Here is a 16,698-nt window from a genome sequence, read left to right as displayed (position 1 = left end):
TGCGGGATCGGCTCTTCTTCGTTTCAGGGCGGCTCAAGCTCGCGAGATCGTCACGACCGGCCCCGGTCCCAGGCCGACACGACGACGTCGCGCAGGTCGTTCGGCAGCGCGACCAGCTCGCCATGCACCGGATCGGTCCGGTTGTAGACGGTCGCGACGCCGGACATGTCGCAGACGGAGCCGCCCGCCTCGCGCAGGATCAGGTCGGCCGCCGCGAGATCCCAGTCGCGGGCATCCGAGGAGACCAGCCCGACATCGACCGAGCCTTCGGCGACGCGGGCCACGCGCAGGGCCAGCGACGGAATCCGGTCGATGCGCTCGAAGGCGGCGTCCCCCAGATCGCGCGAGACGCCACGCCCAAGCCGGTCGATCATCGGCTTCGGGCCGGTGACGCGGGCCGTCGCTAGCGCGACGCCCTGCCGCGCGCCGATCGGCTCGCCGTTGCGCGTCGCGCCCCGCCCGTGGATCGCCTCGTAATCGTGCCCGAGCGCCGGCGCGTTCACGAAGCCGATCACGGGCTCGCCGGCCTTCAGCAGCGCCACCGCGATCGACCAGTCCCGATGCCCGGACAGGAAGGCGCGGGTCCCGTCGATCGGGTCGACGATCCAGACGAGGTCGTGACCGATCCGCACGGCGTCGTCGGCCGTCTCTTCGGACAGCCACGCCGCCGCCGGCACGATCTGGCTCAGGCGGATCTTCAGGAAGGTGTCGACGGCGACGTCGGCTTCCGTCACCGGCGAGCCGCCGGCCTTCGACCAGATCTTCGCCGAGGTCTGGCTGCCGGCGCGGAAGAAGGGCAGGGCGAGGGAGGCCGCCTCGCGAAGCGCCTCGCGCAGGTCCGGCATCAGGGCGTGCACGAAGTCCGCTGAGATCGTATCGGTCATGGCGGTCCGTGTCCGGCGACGGGGGAGGGGATCGGCATCGCGGCTCGCGCCGACCCGCGCGCCGATGCGACGTGCGGATGGTCCCGATCGCGACAGGGGGGCGGCGCGCCGGAGCGCGCGACCGCACCGTTGTAGGGTCTGCCCCGAAGCGCCACAAGGATCGCGAGGCCGCAGCGCGGAACCGGCGGTTTTCATCGATCGCGGCAAGGAACCGTTGAGCATTCCGAGCGCGAACGCGCTGTCCACGATCGCTTAACGCTCACTCTTAAGGCACCGTGGGGAGGTTAGACGCCAATCTGCTTGGCATAACGGACGACCCGAGCAGGTCGCCACTTGCAAATGGACGGCGGGCAGATGAACACGTTCGACACCATGGACCGGAACCCGACCGATCATCTTGCCGAGACCGATCGCCTCGATCGCGACGGCGCCGCGCCGGCGCGCTTCGCCTTCGACGCCTCGCCGCTGCCGGTGTTCGGCGCCGCCACTGCGACGTCCAAGGCCGCCGGCATCGCGCTCACCTTCGCGACCGACGAGGCGGAGAGCTGCGGCGAGGACCGGTTCGACCTCTGCCTCGTCGACGCCGCCGGCGCCGTCGTCGCCCGTCTCGGGCCGTTCTGCGAGGAGGAGGTCGTCGCGATCTGGCGGGACCTCGCCGCCCGCACCGGCTTGCCGCGGATGATCGTGCGCGAGGACGGCGTGCTCGCCACCGTGTCGGCGCAGGTCGGCCGGCTGATGCTCGGCAAGACCCGCATTCGGCGCCGGCACGGCTCGCTCGGCGACCGCCGCCCGCGCTTTCTCGTGCGCCGCAAGACCGGCCGCCTCCCGGTCCGCCCGCAGATCCACCGCGGCGAGAACGAGATCATCGCCCGCTCGTGAGCGCTCAGCCCGGCCAGCCCTGGTTGATCGTATCGGCGGCGAGCCCCACGAACAGGATCAGCCCGGCCCCGCGATTCGAGCGGAACAGGGCCAGCGCCTCCCGCCCGTCCCGCGCCTTGAGCCGCCAGACCTGCCGGCCGAGATGGCCCGCGAACGCGGCGACGCCCAGAAAACCGAGCAGTCCCGCCCCGGCCCCGTAGGCCGCCGCGCCGATCAGCAGCACGGCCGCCCCGTAGCAGGCCCCGACGGCGACCCGAAGCCGGCCGCCGAAGAACCGCGCCGACGAGCGGATGCCGGCGATCTCGTCGTCCTCGATGTCCTGCACCGCGTAGATCGTGTCGTAGCCGACCACCCAGGCGATCGTGCCGGCGTAGAGCAGCCAGGCCGGTGCGGCGAGCTGGTCGAGCAGGGCGGCCCAGCCCATCAGCGCCCCCCAGGAGAAGGCGAGGCCGAGCACCAGCTGCGGCATCGACATCACCCGCTTCATGAACGGGTAGATCGCCACGGGGATCAGCGAGCACAGCCCGACGCCGATGGCGAACGCATCGAACTGCATCAGGACGAGGAAGCCGACCAGCGCCTGGGCGGCGAGGAAGATGGCGGCGGCGCGCGTGCCGACCTGCCCCGAGGGCAGGGGCCGCGAGCGCGTGCGCTCGACCTGCGCGTCGAGGTCGCGATCGGCGATGTCGTTGTAGGTCGAGCCGGCCCCGCGCATCGCCACCGCGCCGACGAGGAACAGCAGCAGGTGGCGCGGATCGGGCCAGGGCAGGCCGGCGCGGGTGGCGGCCAGCGCCGTCGACCACCAGCACGGCAGCAGCAGAAGCCACCAGCCGATCGGCCGGTCGATGCGGGCGAGGCGCAGGTACGGCCGGGCGGCCCGCGGGGCGAGCCGGTCGACCCAATGGCCGGTCACCGCGTCGGCAACGCGGGATTCCACCGCCTTCGCGGCATTCACGACCGGGGCCCGGACGGGATGAGGAACGGGTGGGAGGCGGGTCGCATCCGCCTCAGAGCGCGCCCTGCGGCATCTTGAACTGGCCGGTCAGGCCGGGGCCACCGAGGAGGCCGCCGCCGCCGCCGTTCTGGGCCTGAGCGCGGGCCTGAGCCTCCATCTTGGTCGCCTGGGCCGCGATGCCGCAGATCTTGGTGCGGATGCCCACCACCTTCGAGTGGTCCGCCTTGAAGCCTTCTGCGAACGAGTCGGGGATCGAGCACCACTCCTTGTTGGCGGCGATCCACTTCATGCCCTCGACGCCGTTGGACTGCAGCTTGCCGAACAGCGCGCAGGCCTCCTGCGGGGTCATCTTCTTCTTTCCGTTCGACGCCACGTTCGCCTTGGCGACGAGATCCTTGCGGGTCTGCAGCGTCGTCTGGATCGCGCCGCACTCGGCGGACTGAGCGAAGGCGGCCGTGCTGGCCAGGAAGCTGCCCGCGACGAGGGCGGCGGCCAGTCCGTAGGTCTTGTAGCGCATGGTCTCGTCTCCCTGGAGATCCGCCCCGGTCGCAGGCGATGCGCCGTCGGCATGGCGCGCAGCGTCGACGGATGTCGTCTTCGAGCCGGAGGTCGGCCGCGCTGCGGTACGGCCGGTCCGGAATGTCCGGGCTCCGCTTCGCCATAGGAATGTGGCGTCAATCGAGCCGCAAACGGGCCGGCTCCGACATGGCGGGGTAACGTTTCGAAAACCAGCGCCCGTGATGTTTCGGCAACATCGGCGCCGCCTCGCTCCGGCGTTGACAGCGGCGATCCCGCACGCGACGGAGCCCGGATGGCGGCCTACGACTTCACCGCGCCCCGTCTCCACGTGGCGCACGACCTCTTCGCCAGCGCGAACCTTCCCCTGGACCGGGCGCAGGCGAACTACCTGCTCAACGTCCTGCGCCGGCAGCCGGACGACCCGGTGCTGCTGTTCAACGGGCGGGACGGCGAGTGGCGGGCGAGCCTGGTGCCGTCGGGGCGCAAGAGCGCGCATCTGACCGTCGTCGACCGAGTACGGCCCCAGACCGCACCGCCCGACCTGCACTACCTGTTCGCGCCCTTGAAGAGCGCGCGGCTCGACTACCTCGCCCAGAAGGCGGTCGAGATGGGGGCGGGCACGATCCGGCCGGTCCTGACGCGCTACACGCAAGGCGACCGCCTCAACACCGAGCGCCTGCACGCCAACATGATCGAGGCGGCCGAGCAGTGCGGCATCCTCGCCGTGCCGGCCTTGATGGAAGCCGCGCGCCTGCCCGCGGCGCTCGCCGACCTCGCGCCGGAGCGGCTGCTGGTGTTCTGCGACGAGGACGCCGCGATCGCCGACCCCGTCGCCGCCCTGCGCCGGGCCGCGGATCCGGCGGGCCCCGTTCCGCTCGCGGTGCTGATCGGCCCGGAGGGCGGGTTCGCGCCGGAGGAGCGCGCGGCGATCCTGGCGCGGCCCAACTCCGTGGCGCTCTCCCTCGGGCCCCGCATCCTCCGGGCCGACACCGCCGCGGTCGCGGCGCTCGCCCTGGTCCAGGCCGTACTCGGCGACGCGCGATGATAGACCGGTCGGCGTGCGCCCGCGCACATCGACCGCGCGCGGCGCCTCCGACGCCCGACGATTGCCGGTCGAAGCGGGGCAGGGGCGCTCAAGGTCGCGTTGTCGGGTCCGGCGCCCTGGATTATGGACGACCCATCCCGGCGACGGGGCACGACCGCATCGCTCTTTTCCAGACGGCCGGCGCGCTTCCCGAGTTCAGCCCATGATTTCACGGCGAGGCAGCGCATGGCGCGCGATACGTCCGACACGACACCGCTCACCACGCGTGTCGAACTGATCGACTGGTTCGCGGCCGGCGAGAAGCCGCGCGAGAGCTTCGCGATCGGCACCGAGCACGAGAAGATTCCCTTCTACGTCGAGACGCGTGAACCGGTGCCGTATGAAGGCGAGCGTGGCATCCGCGCCCTGCTCGAAGGCGTCGGCCGCGAGACCGGCTGGGAGCCGATCCTCGATGCCGGCCACGTCATCGGCCTGTCGGCTGCGGAAGGCGGCGCGATCTCGATCGAGCCCGGCGGGCAGTTCGAACTCTCGGGCGCGCCGGTCGCCGACGTGCACGCCACCGCCCGCGAGCTCGACGAGCACTTGGCCGCGACGAAGCGCGTGGCGGACGGCCTCGGCATCGGCTTCCTCGACCTCGCGATGAGCCCGAAATGGTCGCGGGCCGAGACGCCGGTGATGCCCAAGAGCCGCTACAAGATCATGGCCGGCTACATGCCGAAGGTCGGATCGCTCGGCCTCGACATGATGCTGCGCACCGCCACCGTGCAGGTCAACGTCGACTTCGCGTCGGAAAGCGACATGACGCGGAAGCTCCGCGCCTCGCTCGCGCTGCAGCCGGTCGCGACCGCCCTGTTCGCCAACTCGCCCTTCACCGACGGGCGGCCGAACGGCTTCCTGTCGCGACGCTCCGAGATCTGGCGCGACACCGACGCCGACCGCACCGGGATGCTCGGCTTCGCCTTCGACGCAGGCTTCGGCTACGAGGGCTACGTCGACTGGCTGCTCGACATGCCGATGTACTTCGTCAAGCGCGGCGACACCTACCACGACGTCTCGGGCGCCTCGTTCCGCGACCTGATGGCCGGCAAGCTCGCCCAGTTGCCGGGCGAGTACGCCACGGTCTCCGACTGGGCCAACCACGCCTCCACCGCCTTTCCCGAAGTCCGGCTCAAGCGCTTCCTCGAGATGCGCGGCGCCGACGTCGGCGATGCCGGCATGATCGCGGCGCAGGCCGCGTTCTGGGTCGGCCTGCTCTACGACGAGGCGTCGCTCGATGCCGCCCTCGACCTCGTCTCGGGCTGGAGCGCGACCGACCGGGAGGCCCTGCGCGCCACCGTCCCGCGCCTGGGCCTCGCGACGCCGGTCGCGCGGCGCAGCCTGGGCGCGGTCGCGGCCGAGGCGCTCGCCATCGCGCGGGCCGGCCTCAAGGCGCGCGCCCGCCGCGACGGCTCCGGACGGGACGAGACGATCTACCTGCAGCCGCTGGAGGCGATCGTGGCGGCCGGGCGCTCGCATGCCGAGGACCGCCTCGCCGACTACGAGGGACCGTGGAAGCGCTCGGTCGACCCCGCCTTCACCCATTGCCGGTTCCCGTAATCGGGCGGGCGACCCGCACCGCTTCCTCGTCACGCGCTAGGGTCACGGCCGGCCGCTTCGCCCGGCTGACAAGCCGCATCGATCCGGTCTATCGACCCCGGCGACGGCGGCCCCGTCGTCGGGGTTCTCGCATGCCGGACGCACCACCGATCGACCTCGATCTCGCCGGCCTCAAGTGCCCGCTTCCGGTGCTGCGGACGCGCAAGGCGCTGCGCCGCCTGCCGCCGGGCACGCTGCTGCGGGTGACCTGCACCGATCCGCTGGCCTGCCTCGACATCCCGAACCTCGTGCGCGAGGAGGGCGACACCGTCGAAGCCTGGGACCGGATCGGCACGGCGACCCGGTTCTCGATCCGCCGCGGCCCCGGCACCTGCCCCGGAGACTCCGCGAAGCCGCCTCATTCCTGAACGATCGCCTGCCTAGAACGGCCTCGACGCGACTCGGGCAGGAAGATCCACAGGCATGGTACCCATCATCCGCGGGACACGCCTCGTTCATGACGGCTGGGCCCGGTTCCTCGTCGCCGAGGTGACGATGCCGGACGGCACCCGCATCACCCGCGAGATCGAGGATCACGGTCGCGCGGTGGCGGTGCTGCCCTACGATCCGACGCGCCGCGTCGCGCTCCTGGTCTCGCAGTTCCGCGCCCCGGTGTTCTTCGCCGAGGGCCCGCTGGACATGCTCGAGACCCCGGCGGGCATCCTCGACGAGGGCGACCCGGAGGACGGCGCCCGCCGCGAAGCCTACGAGGAGACCGGCGTCGACCTGAACGTGCTCGAGCGGGTGGTAAGCGCCTGGACCGCGCCGGGCATCTCGACCGAGCGGATGGACCTGTTCCTCGCCCCCTTCGGCGCGGCCGACCGGTCGGGACCGGGCGGCGGGCTCGCCGAGGAGAACGAAGCGATCACCGTCCACGAGGTGGCGCTCGACGACCTCGCCCGCCGCAGCGACGCCGGCGAGATCGCGGACATGAAGACGCTGACCCTGGTCTTCGCGCTGCGCCTGCGGCACCCGCACCTGTTCGCGTCCGCCTGAACCCGCGGAGCCGCGAAGCGGCGCGTCAGGCCGCGTCCCGGTTCCCGATCTCGCCGCGCAGGAGCGCGAGGAAGCGCCACGACCGTACGAAGTAGCGCCGGAACAGCCGTCGCGGCGCGAAGGCGAACCGGAACGCCCATTCGAGCCCGGCACGCTGCAGCATCACTGGCGCCCGCGGCACCAGCCCGGCGGCGACGTTGACCGCCTCGCCCACCGCCAGCACGAGCGGCGTGCCGAGGGCTGCACCCTGGCGCGTCACCCAGACCTCCGAGCGCGGCGCGCCGACGCCCATGACCAGCAGGGTGGTGCCGTGCTCGCGGATGCGGGCCGACAGCGCGCGGCCGTACTCCGCGTCGTCGTCGAAGCCGAAGGGCGGCACGCAGGTCGCGATGGCATCCGCGTCATAGCCGGACCGCTCGAGCCGGTCGCGGATCGCCTCGGCGACCGCCTCCCGCGAGCAGACGAGGAATACGCGCCGGCCTTCGACCGGCCGGGCGAACAGCGCGTGCGCGAGGAGGTCGTGCCCGGTGACGCGGGCCGCCGGCTGGCCGCGCAGCCGCGCGAGCCAGACCAGCGGCGTGCCGTCCAGCGTCCGCGCGACGGCGCCGGCATAGGCCTGCCGGAAGGCGGCGTTCTCCGAGAGCAGGACGATGTGGTCGATGTTGGCGGTGACGACGAGGCGCGGCCCGGCCGACGGCTGCATCGCCGAGGCGGCGAGGATCCCGGCTGCGGGCCCGGCGGCGAAGTCGTGGCCGAACATCCGCACGCGCCAGGCGCTGCCGGCCTCGCTGCGGCGATCCATGGGGGTTTCCGGCGTGGCGCCGGCCGCATGGCCGGGTTCGATACGAGGGCTCGTCCCGCGGACGGCCCGGGGCCGCGGCATCGCGGGGTGAATGGCGAATCCGGCGACCTTCACCGCGCCGTCCTCCTCGACCTGCGCCTGTCCCGCCTCAAGCATCGGCAGCTCGGAAGCTCCGGGGCGGCACGGTCGCGGCACGGCGCTCGTTGCGGTCGTTGCGACGGTCGCGGGCGGCGCCGAGCGACAGCGCGATGGCCACGCCCAGCATCATCCCGACGAGCAGGGCCAGCGGCAGGACCACCTTGGGCGAGGGCGGCCAGGTCCGGGTGCGGGCGGGGACCGCCGGCGAGATGATGCGGACGTTGATGCTGTTCAGGCGCTCCTGCTCGCTCGCCTCGCGCGAACGGCGGAGATAGGTCTCGTACACGCCGCGGCGGGATTCGAGCGTCCGCTCCAGCTCGCGCAGGCCGACATTGGCGCGATCGCTGGTGACGGTCTCCGCCTTGGCCCGGTCGAGGCTCTTGCGGATCGCCGTTTCGCTCGCCGCCGCGCGATCGTAGTCCTTCTGCGTCGTCTCGATGATCCGCTCCTTCTCGCGCTGGATCAGGCGCTGGAGGTCGCGCTGCTGGGCGTACTGTTCGGCCATCGCCGGGTGGCGCTCGCCGAGGCGGGTCGCGAGCTCGGCGGTGTTGCGCGAGAGCGTCGCGTATTGCTGGCGGAGCGCCTGCATCTCGAGCGATTGCAGCATCTCCGGCAGCGCCGTGCTGGCGTCGCCGGCCTTCATCTTGCGCGCCTGCTCGAGGCGCGAGCGCGATTCCGCGGTCTTGATCTGGGCCGTGACGAGCTGCTGGTTGAGGTCGCCGAGCTGCTGGTCGGTCAGCAGGCGACCGCTCGACGCGACGAGGTTGTTGTCCTCGCGGTACTTCAGGAGCTTGCCCTCGGCGAGCTCGACGTCGCGGCGCAGACTCGACAGGCGGCCGTTGAGGGCGTCCGAGGCGCGGCGAGCGGCCTCGGTGCGGGCGCTGGCCTCCTCGGCGAAGTAGGCGTCGCCGATGGCGTTGGCGATCTTTGCCGCCTTCTCCGGATCGCGCGACTGCACCAGCACGTCGATCACGAAGGTGCGCTCGGCCCGGCGCACGGTCAGCTTGGTCTGCAGGGTGTCGACGGCGACGTTGACCGGGTCGCGGCTGCCGGGCGGCGGCAGCATGCCGAGCGCCGTGCGCAGCCAGACGATCGTCGGGTTGTCGGACTCGGGCTTGGCGAACTCGTCGTCGCGATCGAGGTCGAGCTTCTCGACCGTGCGCCGCAGGACGTTGTCCGACTGGATCACCTTGGTCTGGCTCTCGGCGAGCGACACGCCGCTGTCGGCCTGAGGCGTGCGGGCGCTGACGTCGTTGTCGACGACGCGGAGATCGGAGGGATCGACCAGGATCTGGATGCTGGAGGTGTAGACCGGGGTCAGCAGCCCGAGCAGCGCGACGGCGGCGGCGACCATGAACAGGCCGCCCAGCACGATGAAGCTCGCTCCGCGCCACAGGCGGCGGAGGATCGTGCCCGGGTCGGCCCGATCGGAGAAGCGCGGCGGCAGCGTCACCTCCACGGGCTCGCCGCGGACGGGGGTCGAGAAATCGAACATCGGTCTCTGTCCCTCACCTGCCCGACGGTTACCAGGAACGATCCCGTTTCGGAGCGTTCCCGTGCCACCTTGAACCGGAAGCGCCCGGCGATGGCGGTGTTCGATGACGTCTCCGCAATCTGCGGACCGCAGGTTGCGCTCTCTGGTTGCCGCAAAATCTTTCCCAATGCCTTGGAAACGGGGGCGAACAGCGTCTCTTCAAGACGAGACAGCGTGGCATGCTTAACGATCCGCCGGCGCGACGTTCAATACGTAGTCCGCCTCACCGCTTGGGGATAACCGGATCGGGCGGGACCCCATCGGGCGCGACGAGGTTGTCTGGCCCGTAGGCCGACACGCCCTCGGCGAGGTAGCCGCGGAACGCCTCCGCGTCGCGCGCGGCCAAGCGATTCCATCGTGCGACGTTTGCCCGCGCGTCGGCCGCGGCTTCCGCCAAGCGGCCGGACCGGACGGCCTGGATCAGCGCCGAGGCGGCGCCCTCGGGATCGCCCGGGCGGAGGAACAGGCCGGATTCGCCGAGCACCTCGCGGAACACCGCGTCGTCGGGGGCGACCACCGGCAGGCCGCCATGCTGGATCTCGAGCAGGGGCAGGCCGAGGCCTTCGGCCTTCGAAGTCGAGAGCAGAAGGTGGGCGCTGGCGGCGAGGGCGCGCAGCGCATCGTCGCCGACATAGCCGTGCCAGGTGAGGAACGGCGGCGGATCGTCGAGGAAGGCGTGCCGGCCCCAGCCGAGGCGGCCGACGATGTGCAGCTCGGCCGGCACGCCGGCGCGGTTCAGAGCCGCCGCGAGCGCGATCGCCGCCGGGTAATCCTTGCGCGGCTCGATCGTGCCGATCGCCAGCATGCGCAGCGGCGCCTCGGGCCGGTAGGCGGCGGGGCCGGGGAGCCCGTCGAGGCCGAACACGTCGCGCACCGCCGGCCGCAGCAGGGCGACGAGGGCGTCGTCGGCGCAGTGGCGGCGCAAATCCGCGCCGGTCTTGCGCGAGATCACCAGGAAGCGCCGACCCCAGCGCATCGCGTAGCGGAACGCCGGCGCCATGTAGAGCCGGCTCTTCCAGGCGAGATCCTCCGGCCGGTCGAGGAGGAAGGTGTCGTAGATGCAGAGGATGCAGCGCTCCGCGAACGGCGCCATCAGCGGGCCGGGGGGAAAGCCGGCCATCACGAACTGCGCCTCGGGCTCCCGCGCCGCGCGAAGCGGCAGGCCGAGCTGCTGCGCGAGGATCATCCCCGGGATGCTGCGGCTGCGCAGGGGCCGGACCGCGCCGCCGAGCATCGCCGGCGTGAACTGGTCGAGCGCCACCCGCTCGATGCCGGTGACGTGGCCGCGGACATGGGTCTGGTCGAGGTAGATCGGGCCGCGCATCACCGGGCTCCGCCGAGCGATCGAAGCCGGACGGCCCAGTACAGGCCGCGCCGCGCCCAGGGCGGCAGGCGGCGCCCGAGCAGGCGCTGCTTGGCGCGGCGCAGCCCGCGGACGAGCGGGTTGGACGGCGCGGCGACGAGGCCGGTCGCGGCCGCAGCCGGGATCGCAGCGAACGGGAAATGGCCGAGCAGCGCCGGCGCGAAGCGCAGGCGGCCCCCGTCCGGCGGCAGCAGGCCGCGCTCGCGAAACACCCGGTCGAGCGAGATCGCGCAGGAAGCCGGGCTGAACCGGCTTTCCAAGGCGATCCGCGCGAAGGCGCCGAGCCGGGCGAGCGCCGGCCGATCGGCGACGAGCTCGACGAGGGCATCGCCCAGCGCGCCGGGCTCGACCGGGACGAGCCGCCCGGAGACGCCGTCGATCACCGAGCTGGTCAGGCCGGCGGTGCGATAGGCCAGCGTCGGCGTTCCGCACAGGCCGGCCTCGATCGGCGTCTGCCCCAGCGTCTCGAGCCGGCTCGCCGTGACGTGCAGGTCGCAGGCGCCGTACCAGGCGGCCAGGTGCGCCTCGTCGGCGATCAGCCCGGGTGCGAACAGGTTCGGCAGGGCGAGGCGCGCGGGATGGTCGAGCCGGCCGATCGCGACGAAGCCGACGCCGGGACCGGCGACGCGGCGCAGAGCGTCCGCGAGATCGCCGACGTTCTTGTCCGGTCCGTCGAGCACCACCGCCGAGACCAGGATCAGCAGGTCGTCGGCGGGAAGCCCGAGTCTGCGGCGCAGGGCCGATCGATCGCGGAGCCGGAAGACGCTCGTCGGAAAGGCCAGCGCCAGGGGCGCGAGCACGGTGCCCGGCGGCGCGAGCGCCCGGGCGCGCGAGGCCGTCCAGGCCGAGTTGGCGAGCAGGATCGGACCGTCCCGCCGGGCGAGCACCGCACGCTTGCCGGCCTGCGCGCCGGCGATGCGATGCCGGCCGAGCTGCGGATACTCGTCCGGCGTCGGGCAGGCGGCGTCGCAGCCGACGGTCTCGATCCGGGCACAGCCGCGGGGGTGGGCGCAGCGGCCGGTCAGCGGGAACAGGTCGTGCAGGACGAGCGCGACGGGCCGCTCGGCAGCGAGGCGCCCGGCGATGGCGAGGCTCCGGGTGGCGCCGTGCAGGTTTCCGGCGAGCACGAGGTCGTGGTCGCCGGCACGGATCGCGGCTTCGGCGACGGGAAACGCATCGGTCCATTCCGCCGCGGCGGGCGGCGATTCGTCCGCGAGCACGAACTCCGCGACGCGGTGCCCGGCGAGCCGCAGCGCCTCGCCGATGCGCCGATGCGCGATCCCGGCACCGCCGGCATGCCCCGTGCCGGTGAGCGAGGCGATCGAGAGGGAAGCGGCACCACTCTTCCCTTCCCCCTTGGCGGGGGAGGGTACCATGCGGAGCAGGGGGGGAGAGGGGCGCGACGGTGTCGGATACGGCGCTCCCCTCTCCCGACCCTCGCTGACCCGAGGCCCACCCTCCTCCGCGAAGGGGGGAGTGGAAGACGCGGATTGATTTGAATCCGTTGCGTGAATCGTCCGCTCGCGCTGCAGCAGGACGGGCCGGCCGATGCGGGTGACGCCGGCCTCCGTCCGCACGGCTGCCGACCAAGCGCGTGCGGTCCACTCGGCGTCGACCGGATCGAAGCTGCCCAGCATGCCGAGCGCGGCACGCCGCCACAGAACTTCGCCGCCGGTGAAGACGGCGTCCGGCGCGGCGTCATCCCCCGCCGACGAGGGCAGGTCGAGGCCGGTCACCGCGTCGTCGAACAGCACCCGAAGCCCCGCCACCGCATCCGCCCCCGAGAGGACCGCGTCGAGAACGAGGGCGGCGAGCGCGCCGGGCGCCAGGAGATCGCCCGCCCGCAGGACCAGGACGAAATCGACCCCGTCGTCGGCGAGGATCGCGGCGGGCGACGGCGATCCCGGCGGCACGACGTCGTGCCGGCATTCCGGGTAGTCCTGCCGGGCGACCGAGGCGATGCTGTCCGCCAGACGCGGCGCATCGCCGGAGGCGACGGTGAGCACGCGCAGCCGCGGCCACGGGCGTCCGTCCGGCAAGGCGTCCGGGCGCGCGAGCGCGATGGCGGATCGGCCATAGGGCCAATCCGCGACGCCGTGGGCGGTTTCGAGATCCGGGTCGTAGGGAACGTCGGTCACGACGGGGGCGGGCGGCTCTGCGCGACGCATCGCGGGGCCGCGATGATGCCGGAGGATTGGTTTCGATCGCCTTCCGGCCCTGGGATCAGCCGGCGACGCTAATTCCCGCCGCGCCCGCCTCCGCCCGCCCGACGATCGCCGCCGCCGGATGCCCGGCGGCGCGGATGCGGGCGAGGATCGCGTCTGCGCGCTCGGGGGCGCAGGCGACGAGCAGGCCGCCCGAGGTCTGCGGATCGGTAAGCAGGTGCCGCGCCCATTCGGGAAAGCCGTCCTCCAGCGCGACCTCGCCGCCGAACGCGGTCCAGTTGCGGTGGGACGCGCCGGTGACGAAGCCGTCCCGGGCGAGCGTTTCGGCCGAGGGCAGCAGCGGCACGGACGGCCAGTCGATCACGAGGCGGCAGCCGGCGCCGCGCGCGAACTCGAGGCCGTGCCCGAGCAGGCCGAAGCCGGTGACGTCGGTGATGGCGTGCACGTCCGGGTCGGCGGCCAGCTCGGTGCCGACCTTGTTCAGCAGCGTCGTCGTCGCGACGAACGCGGCGTAGCCGCCCTCCGGCAGGGCGTCGCGCTTGATCGCGGCGGAATAAACGCCGACGCCGAGGGGTTTGGTCAGGATCAGCGCGTCGCCGACCCGCGCGTCGGCGTTGCGGCGCACGTCCTCGCGGCGGCAGGTGCCGATCACCGCCAGGCCGTAGATCGGCTCCGGCGTGTCGATCGAGTGCCCGCCGGCGATCGGGATGCCGGCCTCGGCGCAGGTCGCCGCGCCGCCCTTCAGGATCTCGGCGACGATCTCGGGCGCGATCTTGCCGACCGGCATCCCGAGGATGGCCAGCGCCATGATCGGGCGGCCGCCCATGGCGTAGACGTCGGAGATCGCGTTGGTGGCGGCGATCCGGCCGAAATCGCGTGGGTCGTCGACCATCGGCGTGAAGAAGTCGGTGGTGGCGATGACGCAGGTGCCGTCGTCGAGCGCCCAGACCGCGGCGTCGTCGGCGGTCTCGTTGCCGACGAGCAGGCGCTCGAACGGGCCGGCGATCGGCTGGTCGGCGAGCAGCGACCGCAGGATCGCCGGGTCGAGCTTGCAGCCGCAGCCGCCGCCGTGGGCGAGGCTGGTGAGGCGGACGGGGGTCGCATCCATGAGGGCACCGCGCGTTCGAACGGACAGGGGTCGCTGATCGGTGCCGATACCATGGATCGCGGGTTTGGCGCGCCTCGGCCCGCGCGCCGCACGCCGGGAAGGATGGGACAATCGCGGGCGGGCGCCCATATTCCGGTCGTTCAACCCGGAGACGGCCCGATGCCCGATACACCTGCCCGCAGCTTCGTCCCCCTGTCGATCGCGGTGCTGACCGTCTCGGACACGCGCCGGCCGGAGGACGACCGCTCCGGCGACACCCTGGTGCAGCGGCTGACCGAGGCCGGCCACAGGCTCGCGGCGCGCGCGATCGTGCCGGACGAGGCGACGGCGATCCGCGGGACGGTCGAGAGCTGGACGCGTGATCCCGGAATCGACGTGGTGATCACCACCGGCGGCACCGGCTTCACCGGCCGCGACGTCACGCCCGAGGCGTTGGAGCCGCTGTTCGAGAAGCGGATGGACGGCTTCTCGGCCGTGTTCCACCGCATCTCCTACGACAAGATCGGCACCTCGACGCTGCAGTCGCGGGCGACGGCCGGGGTCGCCAACGCCACCTACGTCTTCGTGCTGCCGGGCTCGCCGGGCGCCTGCCGCGACGCCTGGGACGGGATCCTGGTCAGCCAGCTCGACTACCGGCACCGCCCCTGCAACTTCGTCGAGATCATGCCGCGCCTGGACGAGCACCTGCGGCGGGGCGCCTCGCTCACGGCCTGAGGATCACATCCGGTCGATCCGCGCGATCAGGCGCCGCGGCACCAGCCGCGGGGCGAAGGTTCCGATCTCGGTGAGGCGATCGCGGCGGACGAGGTCGCCGGGCCGCGCCGCACCCGCGCCGAGCAGCGCCTCGGCCCGAATGGCCAGCCGCGTCGCCAGCCCGGCATGCGGGCGGGACAATCGCCCCAGGGCGTCGGCCGGCGCTGTGCCGACGAAGCGGTCGAGGGTGCGGATCCAGCCGTCGCCGGGCACGTCGCCCGCCTCCAGGCACAGCACCCAGTCGCGGCGCGCGACCGCCGCGCCGGCGAACCACCGGTCCGATCCGCGCGGCGGCACCACCAGGGTCGCGCCGGTCGCGTCGGCGATCGTGTCGACCGCCTCGCCCATCGCGGCGGCGACGATCACGGCGTCGCCCACGAGCCCGGCGGCCACGCCTCCGACGAGGGCGCCCAGGGTGTCGGCCAGACGGTCGATCGCATCGGCGTCGCCGGGGTCGGCGACATGAACCAGGGCGGAGATCATGGCCGCGCATACCGTATTTTCGCCGGGCGCGGGCAGGCCGGCTCGACGCGGCGGCCCAGCGTTGCACCACAGCCACAAAGCCCGAGAAACTGCCTAAAATCGAGGCGTATCCGGTCGACCTTGTTCCTGTTATGTTCCATGTGAAACACGCTTCTCCGGGGTGCTGCCAGTCCGATGTCCACACCCCGTCCTCCGCTCGGCGCCGAATCCACGCCGCGACGCCGGCTCGCCGCGACGTCGGAAACGCTGCGCGGCCGGGGCGCCACCGCCAACCCGGGCGGGCGCTTCGAGGCGATCCGCCGCGAGGCCGCCGACGACGGCTGGCCGGCGGACGAGCCCGCACCGGCCAGACGCACAGAGGTGACGCTGGAGCGAGCGAGCGGGATCATCTCCCGCAACACCTCGCCCGACATCTCGTTCGACCGCTCGATCAACCCCTATCGCGGCTGCGAGCACGGCTGCGTCTACTGCTTCGCCCGGCCGAACCACGCCTATGCCGGCCTGTCGCCCGGGCTCGACTTCGAGACGAAGCTCTTTGCCAAGCCGGACGCCGCGCGCCTGCTCGAGCGGGAGCTGTCGGCGCCGGGCTACGCGCCGCGGACCATCGCTCTCGGAACGGCGACCGACCCGTATCAGCCGATCGAGCGCGAGCACCGCATCACCCGGGAGATCCTCGAGGTGCTGGCCCGCCTGCGCCATCCCGTCGGCATCGTGACGAAGTCGAACCTCGTCACCCGCGACATCGACATCCTGGCCGGGATGGCGGAGCGGAACCTCGTGAAGGTGGCGATGTCGGTGACGACCCTCGATCCGGTGCTCGCCCGGAAGATGGAGCCGCGCGCGCCGCATCCGCGCAAGCGCCTGGAGGCGATCCGGGCGCTTAGCCGAGCCGGCGTGCCGGTGATGGTGATCGTCGCGCCGATCATCCCCTCGCTCAACGACCACGAGATCGAGGCGATCCTGACGGAGGCCCGCGCCTGCGGCGCGCAGGAGGCGAACCACGTGCTGCTGCGCCTGCCGCACGAGCTGAAGGACCTCGTCGCCGACTGGTTCGCCGAGCACTATCCCGGGCGGCAGCGCCACGTGTTCTCCCTGGTCGAGCAGGCCCGCGGCGGCCGCGAATACGACGCCACGTTCGGCAAGCGGATGACCGGGGAGGGCGCCTACGCCGACCTGATCGCGACGCGGATGCGGCTGGCCAAGGCGCGTCTCGGCTATGGGCAGACCCGCATCACCCTCGACGCCTCGGCCTTCGCCAAGCCCGGCGAGCAGTTCTCGCTGCTGTGACGGGGGCGAAGGCGGCGATCGAGCAATGCTCCGCGGCGGCAGGACGGTGTGATTTTTTGCGTCGACGGACGATCTCAGACACCTTGCGAACGAACGCGGCGCGTTCTCCCTCCCCCCTCTGCGGGGGAGGGTGGCCCGCGCAGCGGGTCGGG

Annotated in this window: 16 protein-coding genes; 7 read left to right on the top strand and 9 right to left on the bottom strand. The window is 72.6% G+C overall.

Annotated elements, in window-relative coordinates:
- Positions 1 to 50 precede the first annotated feature (50 nt).
- Entirely contained in the window at positions 51 to 884 is an 834-nt protein-coding gene (locus MKK64_RS10400) for a 3'(2'),5'-bisphosphate nucleotidase CysQ (protein ID WP_243934345.1), read from the bottom strand.
- A 354-nt stretch (positions 885 to 1,238) separates the two neighbouring features.
- Here MKK64_RS10400 and MKK64_RS10395 point away from each other — a divergent pair, with 354 nt between their 5' ends.
- Positions 1,239 to 1,763, top strand: a complete 525-nt coding sequence (locus tag MKK64_RS10395) for a DUF6101 family protein (protein WP_243934343.1) — start codon at positions 1,239 to 1,241, stop codon at positions 1,761 to 1,763.
- A gap of 4 nt (positions 1,764 to 1,767) precedes the next feature.
- On the opposite strand, the gene ubiA is transcribed toward MKK64_RS10395, so the two are convergent.
- A complete protein-coding gene (ubiA, locus tag MKK64_RS10390; RefSeq protein WP_243934340.1) occupies positions 1,768 to 2,700 on the bottom strand; it encodes a 4-hydroxybenzoate octaprenyltransferase in 933 nt (310 codons plus the stop codon).
- Between the two features lie 70 nt (positions 2,701 to 2,770).
- Complete coding sequence (locus MKK64_RS10385; RefSeq protein ID WP_147843066.1) at positions 2,771 to 3,235, bottom strand: hypothetical protein; 465 nt, start codon at positions 3,233 to 3,235, stop codon at positions 2,771 to 2,773.
- Positions 3,236 to 3,529: 294 nt separating this feature from the next.
- Here MKK64_RS10385 and MKK64_RS10380 point away from each other — a divergent pair, with 294 nt between their 5' ends.
- The 4 genes from MKK64_RS10380 (at position 3,530) to MKK64_RS10365 (ending at position 6,913) form a co-directional block, all read left to right on the top strand.
- Positions 3,530 to 4,282 (top strand): 16S rRNA (uracil(1498)-N(3))-methyltransferase, encoded by a 753-nt coding sequence (locus MKK64_RS10380; protein ID WP_243934338.1) that lies wholly within the window; start codon positions 3,530 to 3,532, stop codon positions 4,280 to 4,282.
- 225 nt (positions 4,283 to 4,507) lie between these two features.
- A complete protein-coding gene (locus tag MKK64_RS10375; RefSeq protein ID WP_147859372.1) occupies positions 4,508 to 5,878 on the top strand; it encodes a glutamate--cysteine ligase in 1,371 nt (456 codons plus the stop codon).
- A 131-nt stretch (positions 5,879 to 6,009) separates the two neighbouring features.
- Entirely contained in the window at positions 6,010 to 6,285 is a 276-nt protein-coding gene (locus MKK64_RS10370) for a sulfurtransferase TusA family protein (protein WP_147728331.1), read from the top strand.
- Between the two features lie 55 nt (positions 6,286 to 6,340).
- Entirely contained in the window at positions 6,341 to 6,913 is a 573-nt protein-coding gene (locus tag MKK64_RS10365) for an NUDIX domain-containing protein (RefSeq protein ID WP_147844208.1), read from the top strand.
- Positions 6,914 to 6,938: 25 nt separating this feature from the next.
- On the opposite strand, the gene MKK64_RS10360 is transcribed toward MKK64_RS10365, so the two are convergent.
- The 5 genes from MKK64_RS10360 to selD form a co-directional block, all read right to left on the bottom strand.
- Positions 6,939 to 7,715 carry a WecB/TagA/CpsF family glycosyltransferase gene (locus tag MKK64_RS10360; RefSeq protein ID WP_243934330.1) on the bottom strand — a complete coding sequence of 259 codons (777 nt, stop codon included), beginning with the start codon at positions 7,713 to 7,715 and terminating at the stop codon, positions 6,939 to 6,941.
- 148 nt (positions 7,716 to 7,863) lie between these two features.
- The gene (locus MKK64_RS10355; RefSeq protein WP_147728333.1) at positions 7,864 to 9,348 is read right to left on the bottom strand and encodes a GumC family protein; all 1,485 of its coding nucleotides are present in this window, start codon (positions 9,346 to 9,348) and stop codon (positions 7,864 to 7,866) included.
- 262 nt (positions 9,349 to 9,610) lie between these two features.
- Positions 9,611 to 10,711 carry a glycosyltransferase gene (locus tag MKK64_RS10350; RefSeq protein WP_243934328.1) on the bottom strand — a complete coding sequence of 367 codons (1,101 nt, stop codon included), beginning with the start codon at positions 10,709 to 10,711 and terminating at the stop codon, positions 9,611 to 9,613.
- Positions 10,711 to 12,888 (bottom strand): glycosyltransferase, encoded by a 2,178-nt coding sequence (locus MKK64_RS10345; protein WP_243934326.1) that lies wholly within the window; start codon positions 12,886 to 12,888, stop codon positions 10,711 to 10,713. Before MKK64_RS10345 ends, MKK64_RS10350 begins: the two co-directional genes overlap by 1 nt.
- Positions 12,889 to 12,973: 85 nt before the next feature.
- Entirely contained in the window at positions 12,974 to 14,023 is a 1,050-nt protein-coding gene (gene selD / locus MKK64_RS10340) for a selenide, water dikinase SelD (protein WP_243934324.1), read from the bottom strand.
- Positions 14,024 to 14,182: 159 nt separating this feature from the next.
- Between selD and moaB the strand changes: the two genes are divergently transcribed.
- Positions 14,183 to 14,737: a molybdenum cofactor biosynthesis protein B gene (gene moaB, locus MKK64_RS10335; RefSeq protein WP_243934322.1), complete on the top strand. Its 555-nt coding sequence runs from the start codon at positions 14,183 to 14,185 to the stop codon at positions 14,735 to 14,737.
- 3 nt (positions 14,738 to 14,740) lie between these two features.
- Here moaB and MKK64_RS10330 read toward each other — a convergent pair whose 3' ends face one another.
- Positions 14,741 to 15,259: a hypothetical protein gene (locus tag MKK64_RS10330; RefSeq protein WP_147844223.1), complete on the bottom strand. Its 519-nt coding sequence runs from the start codon at positions 15,257 to 15,259 to the stop codon at positions 14,741 to 14,743.
- A 174-nt stretch (positions 15,260 to 15,433) separates the two neighbouring features.
- On the opposite strand from MKK64_RS10330, the gene MKK64_RS10325 reads away from it, so the two are divergent.
- Positions 15,434 to 16,546 carry a PA0069 family radical SAM protein gene (locus MKK64_RS10325; protein WP_243934320.1) on the top strand — a complete coding sequence of 371 codons (1,113 nt, stop codon included), beginning with the start codon at positions 15,434 to 15,436 and terminating at the stop codon, positions 16,544 to 16,546.
- The last annotated feature ends 152 nt before the right edge of the window (positions 16,547 to 16,698 follow it).

The organism is Methylobacterium sp. E-025, assembly GCF_022829705.1.
Classification (GTDB): domain Bacteria; phylum Pseudomonadota; class Alphaproteobacteria; order Rhizobiales; family Beijerinckiaceae; genus Methylobacterium.
Note: the sequence above shows the minus strand (reverse complement) of the source record. Positions and strands in the feature narration are given on the sequence as shown.